We start from the raw sequence: 14,102 nt of genomic DNA on the forward strand, positions 1-14,102 counted from the left end.
GCTAGATAGGAGAAAACACAATGGCAACAATTACAAGCTACACAAAGAAAAATGGACAAAAAGCATGGCAGTTTCAAACTTACTTAGGAGTAGATGAAATTACAGGCAAGCAACGCTACACCACAAGGCGTGGCTTTGCGACTAAAAAAGAATGTACATTAGCACTCAACAAGCTATTGCTTGAAATTGAAGAACATGGCTTTATACAAAATAAGATTATGACCTTTGAACAACTTTATAAGGACTGGCTTCCAAAGTATCGAAACAAGGTCAAACCTTCCACGGTAGCAGCTACGATCACTGTATTTGATTTATATATCTTGCCACACTTCAAAAAGATGAGACTTGATAAAATTACTGTGGCTTATTGTCAAAAAGTTTTGGATGGTTGGTATGAGGAGTATCGAGGATATAAAGGTTTTAAGATGAAATTAAATTTAGTGCTTGATTATGCGGTCTCCTTGGAACTAATCGCCACTAATCCAATGAAAAAGACACAGACACCACGACAAAAAGAGAAAGATAAACCAGTCAACTTCTACACTAAGCAGCAGTTACAGCAATTTCTTTCTCTTTATGAGTCTGAAGGCGATCAAATGAAATATGTGTTCTTTCATCTCTTAGCTTATACAGGTCTAAGGAAAAGTGAAGCTCTCGCTTTGCAGTATTCAGATATTAACTTCTTAAAGCATGAGCTAACAGTAGGCCGTACAGTAGCAGTCAATGAAGATAGTGAGATCATTATACAATCGCCTAAAACTAAAAACTCTTACCGTACGATTAACTTAGATCCAGTAACTATGCAGCTACTCCAAGAATGGCAAAAGGAACAGCGGGAATGGTATTTCAAGCTAGGCTTTAATACTAACAAGAAAGACCAACTAATATTTAGTAATAACCAAAACAAAGCTATTCGCCCTTCCCTAGTCAATGGCTGGCTAAGGAACTTTTATAATCGTCATGAGGATATGCAAAAAATCACAGCTCATGGCTTCCGATTCACCCATTGCAGTTTGCTTTTTGAAGCTGGTGCAAGTATGAAAGAAGTTCAAGGAAGACTAGGCCATAAAGATGTTCAAACAACAATGAACATTTATGCTAAAGTCACACCTAAAATGGCTACGAATACTGGTGAAAAGTTTGCTCTATTTATGGCTAATTAAGCAAAAACCTATTCAAAAGCCTATTCAATTTTATTTTTATAAAATAAAAAAAGACTAGAAGCCCTGATTTAACAAGGTTTCTAGTCTCTAAATAATTCAGAAAAATTATTTTAATGTTACAGATGCGCCAACTTCTTCTAAAGCAGCTTTTAATGCTTCAGCGTCTTCTTTAGATACATCTTCTTTAACTGGTGCAGGAGCGCCATCAACTACAGCTTTAGCTTCTTTCAAGCCTAGGCCAGTTGCTTCACGAACTGCTTTGATAACTTTAACTTTTTGGTCACCCACAGCTGTTAATTCAACTGTAAATTCTGTTTGTTCTTCAGCAGCGCCAGCGGCAGCTCCGCCAGCAACAGCAGCTACAGGAGCAGCAGCAGTTACGCCAAATTCGTCTTCGATAGCTTTAACTAAGTCGTTTAATTCTAAGATTGTCGCGCCTTTAAGTTCTTCGACAATGTTTTCAATGTTCAATGCCATTTTAAATTTCCTCCGTTTAGGTAAGTTTTTTTAGTTTTTGTTTTATGCAGCGATTAAGCTACTTCTTCTTCTTTTTCTGCGACTGCTTTCACAGCGTAAGCCACGTTGCGGACTGGCGCTTGAAGGACAGATAATAGCATAGAAAGAAGTCCATCGCGGTTCGGTAGTTTTGCAAGAGCAGTAATTTCTTCGATAGAAGCTACTTTTCCTTCAATGATCCCGCCTTTGATTTCTAGTTTTTCAGCTGTTTTAGCGAATTCATCGATAATTTTAGCTGGGGCAACTACATCCTCATTACTAAATGCAACAGCAGTTGGTCCTGAGAATACTTCTTCTAATCCGTTCAAGCCAGCTTTTTCAGCGGCACGAACCAAGATAGAATTTTTGATAACTTTCATTTCAACGTTAGCGTCGCGTAATTGTTTACGTAATTCAGTCACTTGTTCTACAGTTAAACCACGGTAATCGACGATAACAGCTGAAGCTGCTGCGCTGAATTTTTCAGTGACTTCATCAACGATAGCGGCTTTTTTAGCGATTGCTACTTCACTCATTATATATTTCACCTCCTGATTTTGATGGAAGAGTTTTTTACACTTGGAAGGACAGCGAGTGAGTTGTTTCTTTTAAAAGGAAACGCCTCTTCTTGCAGTCGACCAGCGTTGTTCAACATCCTGTCGAGAAAAGACTCGCCAATTACGGTGTTGAGACAACAAAAAACTCCATGCCACCGTAGACATAGAGGGACTATTGAATGTTCTCAATAAACGTCCTCGGTAGGAAATTAAGACTTGCGTCACCTACTGTCTTCGGTACAGTTAATAATTAACCTCGATTAACTTACCATAGATAAGCTAATCGAGTCAAGTACTTTCTAAATTAAATTAGATAGCAGTTTGTTCAACATGGATACCAGGTCCAAATGTTGTTGTTAATGAAATGTTTTTGATGTATTGACCTTTAGCAGTTGCAGGTTTTGCTTTTACTAAAGTTTCGTTGATTGTGTTAAAGTTTTCAACCAATTTAGCATCGTCGAATGATACTTTACCGATTGGTACATGAACGTTACCGGCTTTGTCAACACGGTAAGTTACTTTACCAGCTTTAACTTCTTCAATAGCTTTCGTAACATCCATTGTTACAGTCCCAGTTTTAGGGTTAGGCATCAAACCTTTTGGTCCAAGCACACGACCTAATTTACCAACTGTAGCCATCATGTCTGGTGTTGCTACAACAACGTCAAAGTCGAACCATCCGCCTTGGATTTTTGCAACCATGTCGTCGTCGCCAACGAAATCAGCGCCAGCAGCTTCTGCTTCTTTTGCTTTATCGCCTTTAGCAAAGACTAAAACAGTTTGTGTTTTACCAGTTCCGTTTGGAAGCACGACAGCTCCACGGATTTGTTGGTCTGCTTTTTTAGGGTCTACGTTTAATTTGTATGCAACTTCAACCGTTGCGTCAAATTTTGCGAAGTTAATTTCTTTCGCTAGTGCTACTGCTTCTCCAACTGGGTAAGCTTTAGTAGTATCAACTTTTTTTAATGCATCTTGCATTTTTTTGCTCTTTTTAGCCATTTTGTTTCCTCCTTGATGTGGTTATAACGGTAGAACCTCCCACGTGTTCCGTATCTTTAGATAGGGAGCCAACTGAGAAGCTACTTTCTTGGGTTCGTCGATAAATTATTCGACAGTGATACCCATGCTTCGTGCAGTTCCTTCAACCATGCGCATTGCTGACTCAACGTTAGCAGCGTTTAGGTCTGGCATTTTCAACTCAGCGATTTCTTTTACTTGATCGCTAGTAACTTTTGCAACTTTAGTTTTGTTTGGTTCGCCTGAACCTTTTTCGATCTTAGCTGCTTTTTTCAATAATACTGCAGCTGGTGGTGTTTTTGTGACGAATGTAAATGAACGGTCTTCATATACAGAGATCACAACTGGAATGATCAAACCTGCTTGATCAGCTGTACGAGCATTGAATTCTTTTGTGAATCCCATGATGTTGATACCCGCTTGACCTAGTGCAGGACCTACTGGGGGAGCTGGTGTTGCTTTCCCTGCAGGAATTTGCAATTTAACTAATTTTTCTACTTTTTTTGCCACGAGACAAACCTCCTTGAGTCCGTGATGTGGTTAATTGGAGATCAAAATTTCTCCTCCCACTTAAAACAGTGTGTACAAAGACACACTTTGGTATCATAGCAGATTATTTATTAAAACGCAAGCTGGATTCATTACTGTTGAAATTTTTTGACAATAATAAAACGCTTCACAATCGCTTTAACTACTATGAGAATAACAAAATAAATTATTAATCTAGCTATTTTCAGAAAGCGGATATGTTACACTATGGTCGACTTGATGAGACTTTTCATCGGATAAATTAAGGAGGGTTAAAATAATGGAAGTTTTAAAATATCGAAGTGTTTTTGACATTATTGGACCAGTAATGGTCGGACCAAGCAGCTCGCATACCGCTGGCGCGGCACGGATCGGAAAAGTGTGCCGAATGATTTTTGGAGAACGACCTGATTCAGTCGAATTTGATTTATATGAATCTTTTGCCAAAACCTATCGCGGACATGGAACAGACATCGCTTTAGTAGGTGGTATTTTAGGAATGGAACCCGACGATCCGCATCTATCCGATTCATTGAAAATCGCTCATGAACAAGGAATGGAAGTTTTATTCGTACCTAAAAAAGAAATTGCAGATCACCCTAACACCGTTACTTTGCGAATGATCAAAGACAATTTTGAAATGACAATCACAGGCGTTTCAATTGGCGGCGGTAATATTCAAATTACTGAATTGAACGGTTACAGCATTTCGCTGTCACTAGGAAATCCAACTTACATCATTATCAATAAAGACGTACCTGGTCTGCTATCACGCGTTTCTGCAATTTTTATGAAACACGGATTGAATATCGGAAAAGTTACTATGACTCGTCAAACGAAAGGCGAAAACGGGATCGTTCTTTTAGAGATCGATGATACACCGGAAGATCCAGAAGGCTTGCGGAAAGAGATCAAACAAGAAGAAGATGTTGTGAGCGTCACCTACTTCAAATAGGTAGCGGTTTCTCTTTAGGCGATTGCTCGATCAAAGCGATCCTATCTACGAAAAATAATGAAACGATTTTATCAGAGAAATTTTTTACTAAAAAAATTTCTACATGAATACGAATGAGGAGGAATTGTCATGTTTTACTCAATCCAGGAACTTGTCGAACAAGCCAAGGATTATCCTTCAGTTGGCGAATTGATGATCGCTACTGAAATGGAACTAACTGACCGTAACCGCGAAGAAATCATTGCGTTGATGGAACGCAATTTAGAAGTGATGGAAAATTCGATTGAAGAAGGCGTCAAAGGCGTCACTTCAGTTACTAAGATCACCGGCGGCGACGCGAAACGAATGAATGACTACATTGAAAGTGGAAAATTTATGAGCGGCGAAACGATTTTGACCGCCGTTCGCAACGGGATTGCTGTCAATGAAGTCAACGCTAAGATGGGCTTAGTTTGTGCTACTCCAACTGCTGGGAGCGCCGGCGTTTTACCTGGCGTTTTAATGGCTGCACGCGAAAAATTGAATCTAAGTCATGAAGAACAAATTGATTTTCTATTTACTGCAGGTGCCTTTGGTTTAGTGATGGCTAATAACGCATCAATTTCCGGTGCTGAAGGCGGCTGTCAAGCTGAAGTCGGCTCAGCCAGCGCAATGTCAGCGGCAGCTTTAGTCGCAGCAAATGGCGGAACGCCAGAAATGGCTTCTAATGCCCTAGCGATCACTTTGAAAAATGTTATGGGCTTGATTTGCGATCCAGTAGCTGGATTGGTCGAAGTGCCTTGTGTCAAACGGAATGCAATGGGCGCGTCTCAAGCATTCATCTCAGCCGATATGGCGCTGGCCGGTATTCGCAGTGTGATCCCGCCAGATGAAGTGGTTGAAGCAATGTACAAAGTCGGCCGTGCAATGCCGCAAATCTTCAAAGAAACGGCTGAAGGCGGTGTCGCAACGACACCAACTGGACTGCGCCTGCAAAAACAAGTTTTTGGCGAACCAGAAAAAGCCACCGTCTAAATAGATCAAAAAATTGTGTTCTGCTCTACAGCAAAAAACCGCCAAGAAAAATTTTCTTGGCGGTTTTTTTGACTCTTATTTAGCCTAGCTTTGTGTTTTTCACTTCTTCGATTGTCTTCGTTCCAGCAAGCTGCATAGTGATAGAAAGTTCTTTGTTCAAATGATCAAAGACTGATTTTACCCCTTCTGCTCCGCCTAGATTCAACCCATAAATAACTGGACGACCGATGGCAACTAAGTCCGCTCCGCTAGCTAAAGCCTTAAAGATATGTTCGCCGCGGCGCACACCGCTGTCAAAGACGATTGGCACACGTTTGTTTACGACACCAGCAATCATTGGCAACACATCGAATGATGCGGGCCCGCCATCTAATTGACGACCGCCATGATTTGAAACCCAGATACCATCTGCTCCAGCAGCGATTGCAACTTCTGCATCTTCTGGTGATTGGATTCCTTTAACAAAAACCGGTAAGTTTGTTAAATCTTTGATTTTCTTGATATCTTCAGGAACTAAACCTTGTTTAGCCGCGGCATAGATTTCGCCGATTCCTTTTCCTTCGCCATTGCCGCTTGCACTTTTTTCGCTGTAAGCTGCTAAGTTTGGCATTGGCAGCGGGAATTGGAAATTATTGATGACATCTTCTTCGCGATACCCGCCAAGCGTTGAATCAGCCGTTAAGATGATTGCTTTCGCTCCAGCTTTCACCGCTTTTTCTAAAATAAATTCATTGAAGCCGTCATCTTTACTCATATACAATTGGAAAAATTGCGGAGCATTGGGAGCGGCAGCTGCAGCATCTTCAACCGTTGTATTTGCATACGTGCTGATTGAGAAAATCGAACCAGCTGCAGCAACACCTTTCGCTGTATCTGCTTCGCCCTTTTCATGAGCCAAGCCTTGTGCAGCAGATGGAGCTTGAATGATTGGAGTATCTAGATCAATACCCCATAATTTTGTACTTAAATCAGCATGATCGACACCGCGCAATACGCGAGGCATGATTGTTTTATGATTAAATGAAGTCGTATTTTCTTTCATTGTCCATTCATCTTCAGAACCGCCGCGAATATAACCGAACGCACCTTTATCCATACGTTCTTTAACGCGTCCTTCTAATGAAGCAATGTTTACGATATCGATTGGATGTTCTTCGTTACTTGTTTGATAAGCCATGACAATTCCTTCTTTCCTTTGATTACATGGAATATCATAATACTCTTACAAAAAGTAAGCAAGCGATTTGTCTTCTATGTTTTGCAAAAAGATAACTATAGTTTTTTTACTGCAAAACAAAAATAAAGGCAGCTAGTTCCATAAAAAATCGGCAACTGCCTGATCAACTTTTAGATTTTCGTGGAGCTGACTGTGTTGGGCGTTAGCTCCAGTAAAAATCTGATATTCGATCGGGTTTCCATGATTTTTTAATAATGAATAGGTTGCTAACGCACTCGACAATGAGACGGTACCGTCAGAAGTAGTATCTTCACTTAATTTTCCAGCTAACAATAAAATCGGCAGCTTATTCGGTACATTTTCTATTCCATTACTATAATCTAAATAGCGACTTGCCTGCGGTGCTGGTCCATTTTGCAGCAGTTCTTCGATCGATTGCTCATTTGATGTATCCGTAAAATCATTGAATGGAGCGCCAATAGCAATGAACTTGTTGATGACTGGCGCGTCACTCGGTTGGCCATAAGTAGTCAAGTAACGCAATGAACTGACGCCGCCCATCGAATGACCAACTAAGTTGATTTGTTCGATCCCTTGTTGTTTTAAATACTTTAAGACGGCATAAACCCATTCTGTTTGATTCCATTCATTGTCTTTATTAGCCGCAAACAACACTTGAATGCTGGGATTGTCCTTTTGCTTGCTTAATTGACCATCAACTTGCAAGCTGCCATCTGTTTGAACGGTGATCAATAATTCTCTTTTTGTTTTTCCTTCGTCAGTTAACCGTTGGATCATTCCGCCAAAAGAATTGATCGTACCACCATACCCATGGATAAAAACCGTCGGCACCGCACTGTGATTGATATCTGCGCTGACTTTGGGCGCTTTTGCTTCCTCCACATTTTTTGCCGCTTTTACCTGTCCTTTGCCGCAACCAGCCAGTGTAAAAATAGCTATTACCGCAAAGAGCCCCATAAATATTTTTTTCATCTTGCTGTTTCCTACCTTCTTCTAAAACTTCGCCACAGCACTAGTCAAAAAAAGCTGAAGCAGCAGCTTCAGCTTAGCAATTTAAATTTTATCGACTTGGTCAAAGTCTAATTCTGTACTTGTTTCACGACCGAACATATCGATGTTAGCTTTGATCTTATCACGTTCTTCATCGATTTCAGTGATCACACCTTCAAGTCCTGCAAAGGCACCTTCAATGATTTTCACTGTTTCGCCTACTTCGACTTCAAGCTCGTGTTGACGAGTACTCATTCCTAATGAACGCAAGATATGATTGATTTCTTCTGGCATCAATGGTGCTGGTTTGCTTCCGGCGCCATGCGAACCAACAAACCCTGTTACACCCGGTGTATTACGAACAACATACCAAGAATCATCTGTCATGACCATTTCTACTAACACATAGCCAGGAAACGTTTTGTGGACGATTTCTTTTTCTTTGCCGCCTTTAACCTCTGTTTCAGTTTCTTCAGGGACAACTACTCGAAAGATATAATCTTCCATTCGCATACTTTGTGCACGTGATTCTAAGTTTGCTTTTACTTTATTTTCATAGCCGGAATAAGTATGCAGCACATACCATTGTTTTTCAAAAGATTCCATTTTCGCCATCGGCTCCTCGTTCTAAAATAAAAAAACCTCAGCAATCCCAAGGTTTTTTCTCTCAAACAGTATAACACGCTTTTTTCGAATTGGCTACTAGCTAATGACCAAATTGATCAGCGCTTGAATTGCTGTATCCATGATGAAAAACATCAAGGCAAAAATGATCGCCGTTTCGATTACAACAAGCGAATCATGACGCAATTGTTTTCTCGAAGGCCATGTAACGATCTTCATTTCTTCTTTTACACTACGTAAAAAATTCAATCGATTCTCCCCCTAGTTCGGTAGTTATTTTGTTTCTTTATGTAACGTGTATTGATTACAATGTTTACAAAACTTATTGATCTCTAAACGCTCACCGCGTTTGCCTTCACTTACTGATTTCGTGTAATTTCTCGAACCACAGACCGTACAGGCCAGAGCCGCTTTTTTTGCTGCCATAGCGATCTACTCCTAATTCTGATAGACTTTTTTATAAAAGATAAAACAACTGTTCCTCTTGGATAATCCTGTGATTGCTTTTTCCAATCCAGACCTTTGCTGACAGTTCAAACACTGCCATCTGAAAAAAACAAAATCGATCCTTCCACAAAGTCACAGACTAACATTATCATCTATCCTTTTCCCTGTCAATCATCCTTTAAAACCCGTCTCTTTTCTTTAACAAACGGTTGTGTGATTGGAATTGTTTCCAAAATAAATTTCTTTCTCTGATAGAATATGATAATATGATGAAAGAATGAATAGCTTTATTGGAGGGTTATTGGATGTTATTAAAAAGTCTTATTTACCCCAAAGAGAATTTGACGACGATCAATGAATCAACAACATTACAAGAAGCATTGGACATTTTAGAAGGTACCGGCTTTCGTTGTGTTCCGATCCTTGATGAAAGTAATCAAATTTTCCGAGGCAATATTTATAAGATGCACATTTATCGACACAAAGCGAATGGCGGCGACATGGATCTGCCAGTCACTCATTTGCTAAAAAATGCAACAAAATTTATTTCACTAGACACATCGTTCTTTAAAATCTTTTTTACGATCAAAGAATTGCCGTATATTACTGTCTTAGATGAGAATCATCATTTCTATGGTATCCTGACGCACAGCACCTTGTTGAACATGCTGTCGCAATCTTGGAATATCCAAACCGGCAGTTATGTTTTAACGATCGTTTCGGCTGGAAAACGCGGTGATTTAGCAGCGATGGCTAAGATCATCTCTAAGTTTACCCCCATCGCAAGTTGTATCACCTTAGATGTCGGCAAAGATTTCAAAGGTCGCCGCACCCTGTTCACTCTGCCCGCGGGTGTCGATGAAAACAAATTGAATCAAATCATCGATTATCTTGAGCGGAAACATTTTGAGATCCAAGAAGTCGAATCTTTAACTTTGCATGATTAAAAAAATGGCGATCCTATATTAGTAGGACCGCCATTTTTTATATTTGTTTTGCAAAATTCAATCGTGTATTTAAATAGTACATGATCGGTGCTGAGATCGTCATAATGATCGCTTCACTCAAGGCAGTCCAACCATAAGTCGGCCAAAAAGGCAGCTGTGCCGTCAAATTCAGCATCAGCGCGATCAAAAACATACTTGCGCTGAAAAACACAACATTCAGAGCTAAACGAATCTTCGCATTTTTAATAGTATTTTGTAATAACGCCGTTAAAGCCAATGCTAAAAGTGTCTGTCCGCCGCCAAAAACAACATCGAGCCAACCCATGCCAAAGATCGCATTATAGACAACGACTCCGCCAAAGATCCCCCATAGATATTTTCGATTAAAAACGACTAGATGATTCAAACTTTCTGAGATTCGAAATTGGATAGCACCAGATGCTACCGGCGAAACTAAAATTGTCAAAGCCAAATAAAGTGCCATGATGATTCCATTTGTCACTACGACATTGACTCGGCTTCTTTCTACCATATTCATAAATATTCCTTCTTTCTCCGAGTTTTTTTAAAGCGGGATGGTTGATGAACCGCTGTAAATCCATTACAGCATACTTTTTTTGTACCTAGATGTCAACTTAAGCAGAGGTATGCCGTGGTATCCTTTTAAAGTTTTCAACACTCAAAGATTATAAAAAGCAGCCAAAAATTTTGGCTGCAAATTCATTCATTATAATTTGAAAAGATACACTTTTGAATAAGGTGTCGCTGAGTAAATTTGCGAAATCTTATTACTTGGAAACGTCGAGTGCCAAATGCGGTCATGAGAGGAATTATTTCCCCAGAAAAATCCGAGATGACAATCAGGGTTAGGTCGAGAGAAATCCGCTTCAAAATAGATAAGATCTCCCTTAGTCGCCTGACCACTTCTCAATAAATCACTGACAGTCCTGAAACTATAATATTGGATATTAGGTACTAAGGCATTCCTCCAGTTATAGCCATTAGCCGGTCCTCCATATTGATTAGACACTCGAGTGATTGCAGAAAGATTCCCGCCTCCTTGTCTAGCAACAGTAGCAATAAAACCTGTACAGTTCATCCCGGGACCATACCTAGTTGGATTTCCACGTGGACTCATCACTGATTCATTAATACCAAGACTTCCTACAAAAGGTGTTGTTTGATAATACCAATCATTTTCATGTTTTTGCAGTTCGTTGAAGATCCGACTCTTTGTTGTTCCTAAAAAAGTTGAAAGAGTAGGCTTCGACGGTTTTTTCTTGTAACTGTTCGATAGTGGAGAAGGTGCGGTTTCCCACTTAGGCACTACTTTGATTTGAATGGCCTCTAACCGATAACCGTAAGCCTCTGTTCCTGCATTCATACCATTTTTAGCCCAACCAAGCCAACCAAATGTTTGGGCATGTACTCGATAATAAATATCAAAATATTTAGCTACTTCGCCACTAAGCTGTATTTGGGTTGCCTCAAGTCGTTTCGCCTGACCAGTCGAGCCAGATACCTCATTGTTATACTTGAATGAAGATTCCCACCCCTTGCTTTGGATATGCGTTCGATATTGGATGCCGCCAGCCAAAGTATTATTTTCTGTTTGAATCTGAATAGCTTCTACTCTTTTGCTTTGTCCGCTAGTGCCGGAAGTTTGAGCATTTCCCACATAATTCTGCCAGCCAATTGATTGTACATGTGTCCGGTAAGAAATTTTAGGTGCCCGTACAAAAGCTTTTGGACTGCTTACTAGCTGATTGGAACCTTTGGGGACTAGTTTGATTTCTAGAGCTTCCATTCGACAAGCCATTCCTTCTGTCCCAGCGCTTTCACCATTTTTAGCCCAGCTGAGCCAACCAAGTGATCGGGAGTGAACCCGATAATAAACGTCAAAATATTGGGCAATATCCCCTGTCAGGCTTATTTGAATGGCTTCTAGTCTTTTTTTATTACCCGTTGTTCCGGAAATTTCATTATTAGATTTAAAAGAAGATTCCCAACCGATGCTTTGAATATGTGTTCGATATTGAATACTTCCTGTCAACCCACTATTCTCAATTTGGATTTGAATGGCCTCAAGTCTTTTATTTTGACCGCTGGTCCCTGTTTTCTGACCATCAGTCACATACCCCTGCCAACCTATCGATTCTACATGAGAGCGATACGATAAAATCGGCCGTTTTACAAAAGCTTTTGAACTACTAGTTAGCTCGTTAGAACCTTTTTTAATGAGTCTAACTTGCAACGATTCCAATCGATATGCCAGCCCTTCTGTTCCCGCACTTTCACCATTTTTGGCCCAATCGAGCAAACCAAACCCTTGTACATTTACCCGATAGTAAACATCAAAATACTTAGCAACATCTCCAGTAAGTTTTATTTGAATGGCTTCCAACCTTTTGGACTCGCCAATCGTCCCAGATAATGCGTTGTTAGCTTTAAAAGAAGATTCCCAACCGATGCTTTGAATATGTGTTCGATACTGTATACCTCCGTCTAAGCTGGTGTCTTCTATTCGTAGTTGGACAGCCTCAAGCCTTTTATTTTGACCATTTGTTCCTGATACTTCGCCATTTTTTACAAAATCTTGCCAGCCATTGGATTGAACATGGGATCGGTAAAGAACACTTGGAGTCTCAGCAGATTGTTCATCCTGTGCAGCAATTTTTTTGTAATAGAGATTGATAGTCGAGTTTGCTTCTTGGAAATTTCCGTTAGTATTTGGTAGTCGAGTATCATCAATCAAATAACCCTCAATTTCCAATTGATAGTCTTCGGTTCCAATGTTATAGCTTTCTCCAATTGTACCAGCTAATTTTTTACTCTCATGAATTTCTTTTCCGTTTTCATCCAAATATTTTACAACGATTACAGCCTTTTCTGGAGCGAGTACTTTGGAGTAGCTTTCAGCCCCCCCCCCCATTATTACTTAATAATTCAGCTATATTATTAAATGTTTTTGTTGAATTAGCCCCCTTCCAGATGAACAAGGATTGATCTTGTTTGTTCTCATCTCCATATGGCTGAAAGTTCGAATTATCACCTAGCTTGATTGTTTCCAGCTGCTCGCAGCCGCTCAAAAAAGCATCATTTTCACTTACATTTCTTGTATCCCATTTCGAAAAATCTACTTCTTTTAGTGCCTCACAGCCATCAAAAAAATTATTCATCTTTGTTGACTCTAGAATCTTCAAATTTTCAATTGAATCAATTTCGATAAGTTCAGATAAGCCTTGAAATAAATGGCTCGATTCACTTCCTAAAGTGACTTCCCCTGCAATCAAAATCTTTTGGATTTTATCTTTATAGGTTATCCAAGGGGATTCCCCCACTGTATTAGCAAATTTTCCAGCTTGAATGACTAAAGTAAAATCACTTGTAATATACCAAGAACTACTTCCAAATTTTCCTTCTGCCAATTGCTCTGTTCCTTCAGAAAAAGCTGAAGAATCGGTCGTCTCTGTTGTAGCAGCGTTCTCAGGTACTGTTTGTAAATTACTAGATGTCGCCGAACCCGCCGACTTTACTGAGGTACTGCTTGCAGGCGATGTTTGTAATCCATTTTCCGCCACGGCGTAAGCAATCGTCCCTAAAAACTGAGAAAACGTTAAACAAATGATTAACACCCATACTAACAACTGTCGTTTTTTCATAATCTCTCACCCCACATGAAATTTAATCTTTTTCTTTTCCATTTTATAGCCAACTCTTAATTTGTTTCTAAGCCTACAAATCTAAAAAAATATTTCTTTAAAAATATCATTTGCTATTTAATAAAATAATATCATCAAAAAATCCCTTAAGCAAATATTAAAAAGCGTTTTCATCGTATCTCTCGCTTTAATTTTCTAGATAAAATCGTTACTTTCACTACTTAATAAGTAATACTCACATTCTAAAAAATAATACTATCCTGATCTCTCAAAAATCAGCCGTTTCTTACGGACTCCGATAGAACTATTCAATTAAAGAAAGTAGACAGCTTCATTTTTCCTATTCATTGCTTCATATTCTTCCATACTTAAAAAACATAGTTTCAATATTCTTATTCCTTCGAACTTTGTCTTGTATTTTTTTATAGCGCCGATTGTAAAATTAAGCTAGACAACTAAAAAAGCCATTTGTGCTACACTCAAAATAGTTCTGACCAAAGAATTA

General features: G+C 39.5%; 16 protein-coding genes and 1 other annotated feature. Of the genes, 4 read left to right on the forward strand and 12 right to left on the reverse strand.

The genetic code is table 11. The features are described from left to right. Nucleotides 1-20: 20 nt before the first annotated feature. Complete coding sequence (locus FFM63_RS09290) at nt 21-1,163, forward strand: site-specific integrase (RefSeq protein ID WP_137610014.1); 1,143 nt, start codon at nt 21-23, stop codon at nt 1,161-1,163. A gap of 105 nt (nt 1,164-1,268) precedes the next feature. On the opposite strand, the gene rplL is transcribed toward FFM63_RS09290, so the two are convergent. The 4 genes from rplL to rplK all read right to left on the reverse strand — a co-directional run bounded on the left by rplL (nt 1,269) and on the right by rplK (nt 3,742). Next, nucleotides 1,269-1,640, reverse strand: a complete 372-nt coding sequence (rplL, locus tag FFM63_RS09295; RefSeq protein WP_010746467.1) for a 50S ribosomal protein L7/L12 — start codon at nt 1,638-1,640, stop codon at nt 1,269-1,271. Nucleotides 1,641-1,693: 53 nt separating this feature from the next. Further along, nucleotides 1,694-2,194: a 50S ribosomal protein L10 gene (rplJ, locus tag FFM63_RS09300; RefSeq protein WP_010781345.1), complete on the reverse strand. Its 501-nt coding sequence runs from the start codon at nt 2,192-2,194 to the stop codon at nt 1,694-1,696. 150 nt (nt 2,195-2,344) lie between these two features. Next, nucleotides 2,345-2,471, reverse strand: a sequence feature (ribosomal protein L10 leader region). A gap of 53 nt (nt 2,472-2,524) precedes the next feature. Beyond that, nucleotides 2,525-3,214: a 50S ribosomal protein L1 gene (gene rplA / locus FFM63_RS09305; protein WP_137610015.1), complete on the reverse strand. Its 690-nt coding sequence runs from the start codon at nt 3,212-3,214 to the stop codon at nt 2,525-2,527. 105 nt (nt 3,215-3,319) lie between these two features. Further along, on the reverse strand, nt 3,320-3,742 hold the full coding sequence (rplK, locus tag FFM63_RS09310; RefSeq protein WP_137610016.1) for a 50S ribosomal protein L11: 423 nt from the start codon (nt 3,740-3,742) through the stop codon (nt 3,320-3,322). Nucleotides 3,743-4,040: 298 nt separating this feature from the next. Here rplK and sdaAB point away from each other — a divergent pair, with 298 nt between their 5' ends. Then, entirely contained in the window at nt 4,041-4,715 is a 675-nt protein-coding gene (sdaAB, locus tag FFM63_RS09315) for an L-serine ammonia-lyase, iron-sulfur-dependent subunit beta (RefSeq protein WP_137610017.1), read from the forward strand. Nucleotides 4,716-4,844: 129 nt separating this feature from the next. After that, complete coding sequence (gene sdaAA, locus FFM63_RS09320) at nt 4,845-5,729, forward strand: L-serine ammonia-lyase, iron-sulfur-dependent, subunit alpha (protein ID WP_137610018.1); 885 nt, start codon at nt 4,845-4,847, stop codon at nt 5,727-5,729. Between the two features lie 79 nt (nt 5,730-5,808). Here sdaAA and FFM63_RS09325 read toward each other — a convergent pair whose 3' ends face one another. The 5 genes from FFM63_RS09325 to rpmG form a co-directional block, all read right to left on the reverse strand. Next, a complete protein-coding gene (locus FFM63_RS09325; protein WP_137610019.1) occupies nt 5,809-6,906 on the reverse strand; it encodes a lactate oxidase in 1,098 nt (365 codons plus the stop codon). Nucleotides 6,907-7,038: 132 nt separating this feature from the next. Next, complete coding sequence (locus tag FFM63_RS09330; RefSeq protein WP_137610020.1) at nt 7,039-7,899, reverse strand: alpha/beta fold hydrolase; 861 nt, start codon at nt 7,897-7,899, stop codon at nt 7,039-7,041. Nucleotides 7,900-7,980: 81 nt separating this feature from the next. Beyond that, nucleotides 7,981-8,523 carry a transcription termination/antitermination protein NusG gene (gene nusG, locus FFM63_RS09335; protein ID WP_137603902.1) on the reverse strand — a complete coding sequence of 181 codons (543 nt, stop codon included), beginning with the start codon at nt 8,521-8,523 and terminating at the stop codon, nt 7,981-7,983. A 96-nt stretch (nt 8,524-8,619) separates the two neighbouring features. Beyond that, nucleotides 8,620-8,790, reverse strand: a complete 171-nt coding sequence (gene secE / locus FFM63_RS09340; RefSeq protein ID WP_137610021.1) for a preprotein translocase subunit SecE — start codon at nt 8,788-8,790, stop codon at nt 8,620-8,622. A 24-nt stretch (nt 8,791-8,814) separates the two neighbouring features. Further along, a complete protein-coding gene (gene rpmG, locus FFM63_RS09345; protein WP_137610022.1) occupies nt 8,815-8,967 on the reverse strand; it encodes a 50S ribosomal protein L33 in 153 nt (50 codons plus the stop codon). Between the two features lie 326 nt (nt 8,968-9,293). Here rpmG and cbpA point away from each other — a divergent pair, with 326 nt between their 5' ends. Continuing rightward, nucleotides 9,294-9,935, forward strand: a complete 642-nt coding sequence (gene cbpA, locus FFM63_RS09350) for a cyclic di-AMP binding protein CbpA (protein ID WP_137610023.1) — start codon at nt 9,294-9,296, stop codon at nt 9,933-9,935. Between the two features lie 37 nt (nt 9,936-9,972). Here cbpA and FFM63_RS09355 read toward each other — a convergent pair whose 3' ends face one another. The 3 genes from FFM63_RS09355 to FFM63_RS09365 form a co-directional block, all read right to left on the reverse strand. Then, nucleotides 9,973-10,473, reverse strand: coding sequence for a QueT transporter family protein (locus FFM63_RS09355; protein ID WP_137610024.1), 501 nt, complete (start codon nt 10,471-10,473; stop codon nt 9,973-9,975). A gap of 189 nt (nt 10,474-10,662) precedes the next feature. Next, nucleotides 10,663-12,867 carry a MucBP domain-containing protein gene (locus FFM63_RS09360; RefSeq protein WP_137610025.1) on the reverse strand — a complete coding sequence of 735 codons (2,205 nt, stop codon included), beginning with the start codon at nt 12,865-12,867 and terminating at the stop codon, nt 10,663-10,665. Next, nucleotides 12,851-13,597, reverse strand: a complete 747-nt coding sequence (locus FFM63_RS09365) for a hypothetical protein (protein ID WP_137610026.1) — start codon at nt 13,595-13,597, stop codon at nt 12,851-12,853. The genes FFM63_RS09360 and FFM63_RS09365 overlap by 17 nt, the downstream gene beginning before the upstream one ends. Between the last annotated feature and the right edge of the window lie 505 nt (nt 13,598-14,102).

Source organism: Enterococcus pingfangensis (genome assembly GCF_005405205.1).
Lineage (GTDB): Bacteria > Bacillota > Bacilli > Lactobacillales > Enterococcaceae > Enterococcus_A > Enterococcus_A pingfangensis.

What these genes read in the sequence shown, in the direction of transcription:
- cbpA (WP_137610023.1), top strand. Translation starts at nt 9,294, where the DNA reads ATGTTATTAAAAAGTCTTATTTACCCCAAAGAGAATTTGACGACGATC.
- sdaAB (WP_137610017.1), top strand. Translation starts at nt 4,041, where the DNA reads ATGGAAGTTTTAAAATATCGAAGTGTTTTTGACATTATTGGACCAGTA.
- nusG (WP_137603902.1), bottom strand. Translation starts at nt 8,523, where the DNA reads ATGGAATCTTTTGAAAAACAATGGTATGTGCTGCATACTTATTCCGGC.
- FFM63_RS09330 (WP_137610020.1), bottom strand. Translation starts at nt 7,899, where the DNA reads ATGAAAAAAATATTTATGGGGCTCTTTGCGGTAATAGCTATTTTTACA.
- FFM63_RS09325 (WP_137610019.1), bottom strand. Translation starts at nt 6,906, where the DNA reads ATGGCTTATCAAACAAGTAACGAAGAACATCCAATCGATATCGTAAAC.
- rplA (WP_137610015.1), bottom strand. Translation starts at nt 3,214, where the DNA reads ATGGCTAAAAAGAGCAAAAAAATGCAAGATGCATTAAAAAAAGTTGAT.
- FFM63_RS09355 (WP_137610024.1), bottom strand. Translation starts at nt 10,473, where the DNA reads ATGAATATGGTAGAAAGAAGCCGAGTCAATGTCGTAGTGACAAATGGA.
- FFM63_RS09290 (WP_137610014.1), top strand. Translation starts at nt 21, where the DNA reads ATGGCAACAATTACAAGCTACACAAAGAAAAATGGACAAAAAGCATGG.
- rplL (WP_010746467.1), bottom strand. Translation starts at nt 1,640, where the DNA reads ATGGCATTGAACATTGAAAACATTGTCGAAGAACTTAAAGGCGCGACA.
- rpmG (WP_137610022.1), bottom strand. Translation starts at nt 8,967, where the DNA reads ATGGCAGCAAAAAAAGCGGCTCTGGCCTGTACGGTCTGTGGTTCGAGA.
- sdaAA (WP_137610018.1), top strand. Translation starts at nt 4,845, where the DNA reads ATGTTTTACTCAATCCAGGAACTTGTCGAACAAGCCAAGGATTATCCT.
- rplJ (WP_010781345.1), bottom strand. Translation starts at nt 2,194, where the DNA reads ATGAGTGAAGTAGCAATCGCTAAAAAAGCCGCTATCGTTGATGAAGTC.
- FFM63_RS09365 (WP_137610026.1), bottom strand. Translation starts at nt 13,597, where the DNA reads ATGAAAAAACGACAGTTGTTAGTATGGGTGTTAATCATTTGTTTAACG.
- FFM63_RS09360 (WP_137610025.1), bottom strand. Translation starts at nt 12,867, where the DNA reads ATGGGGGGGGGGGCTGAAAGCTACTCCAAAGTACTCGCTCCAGAAAAG.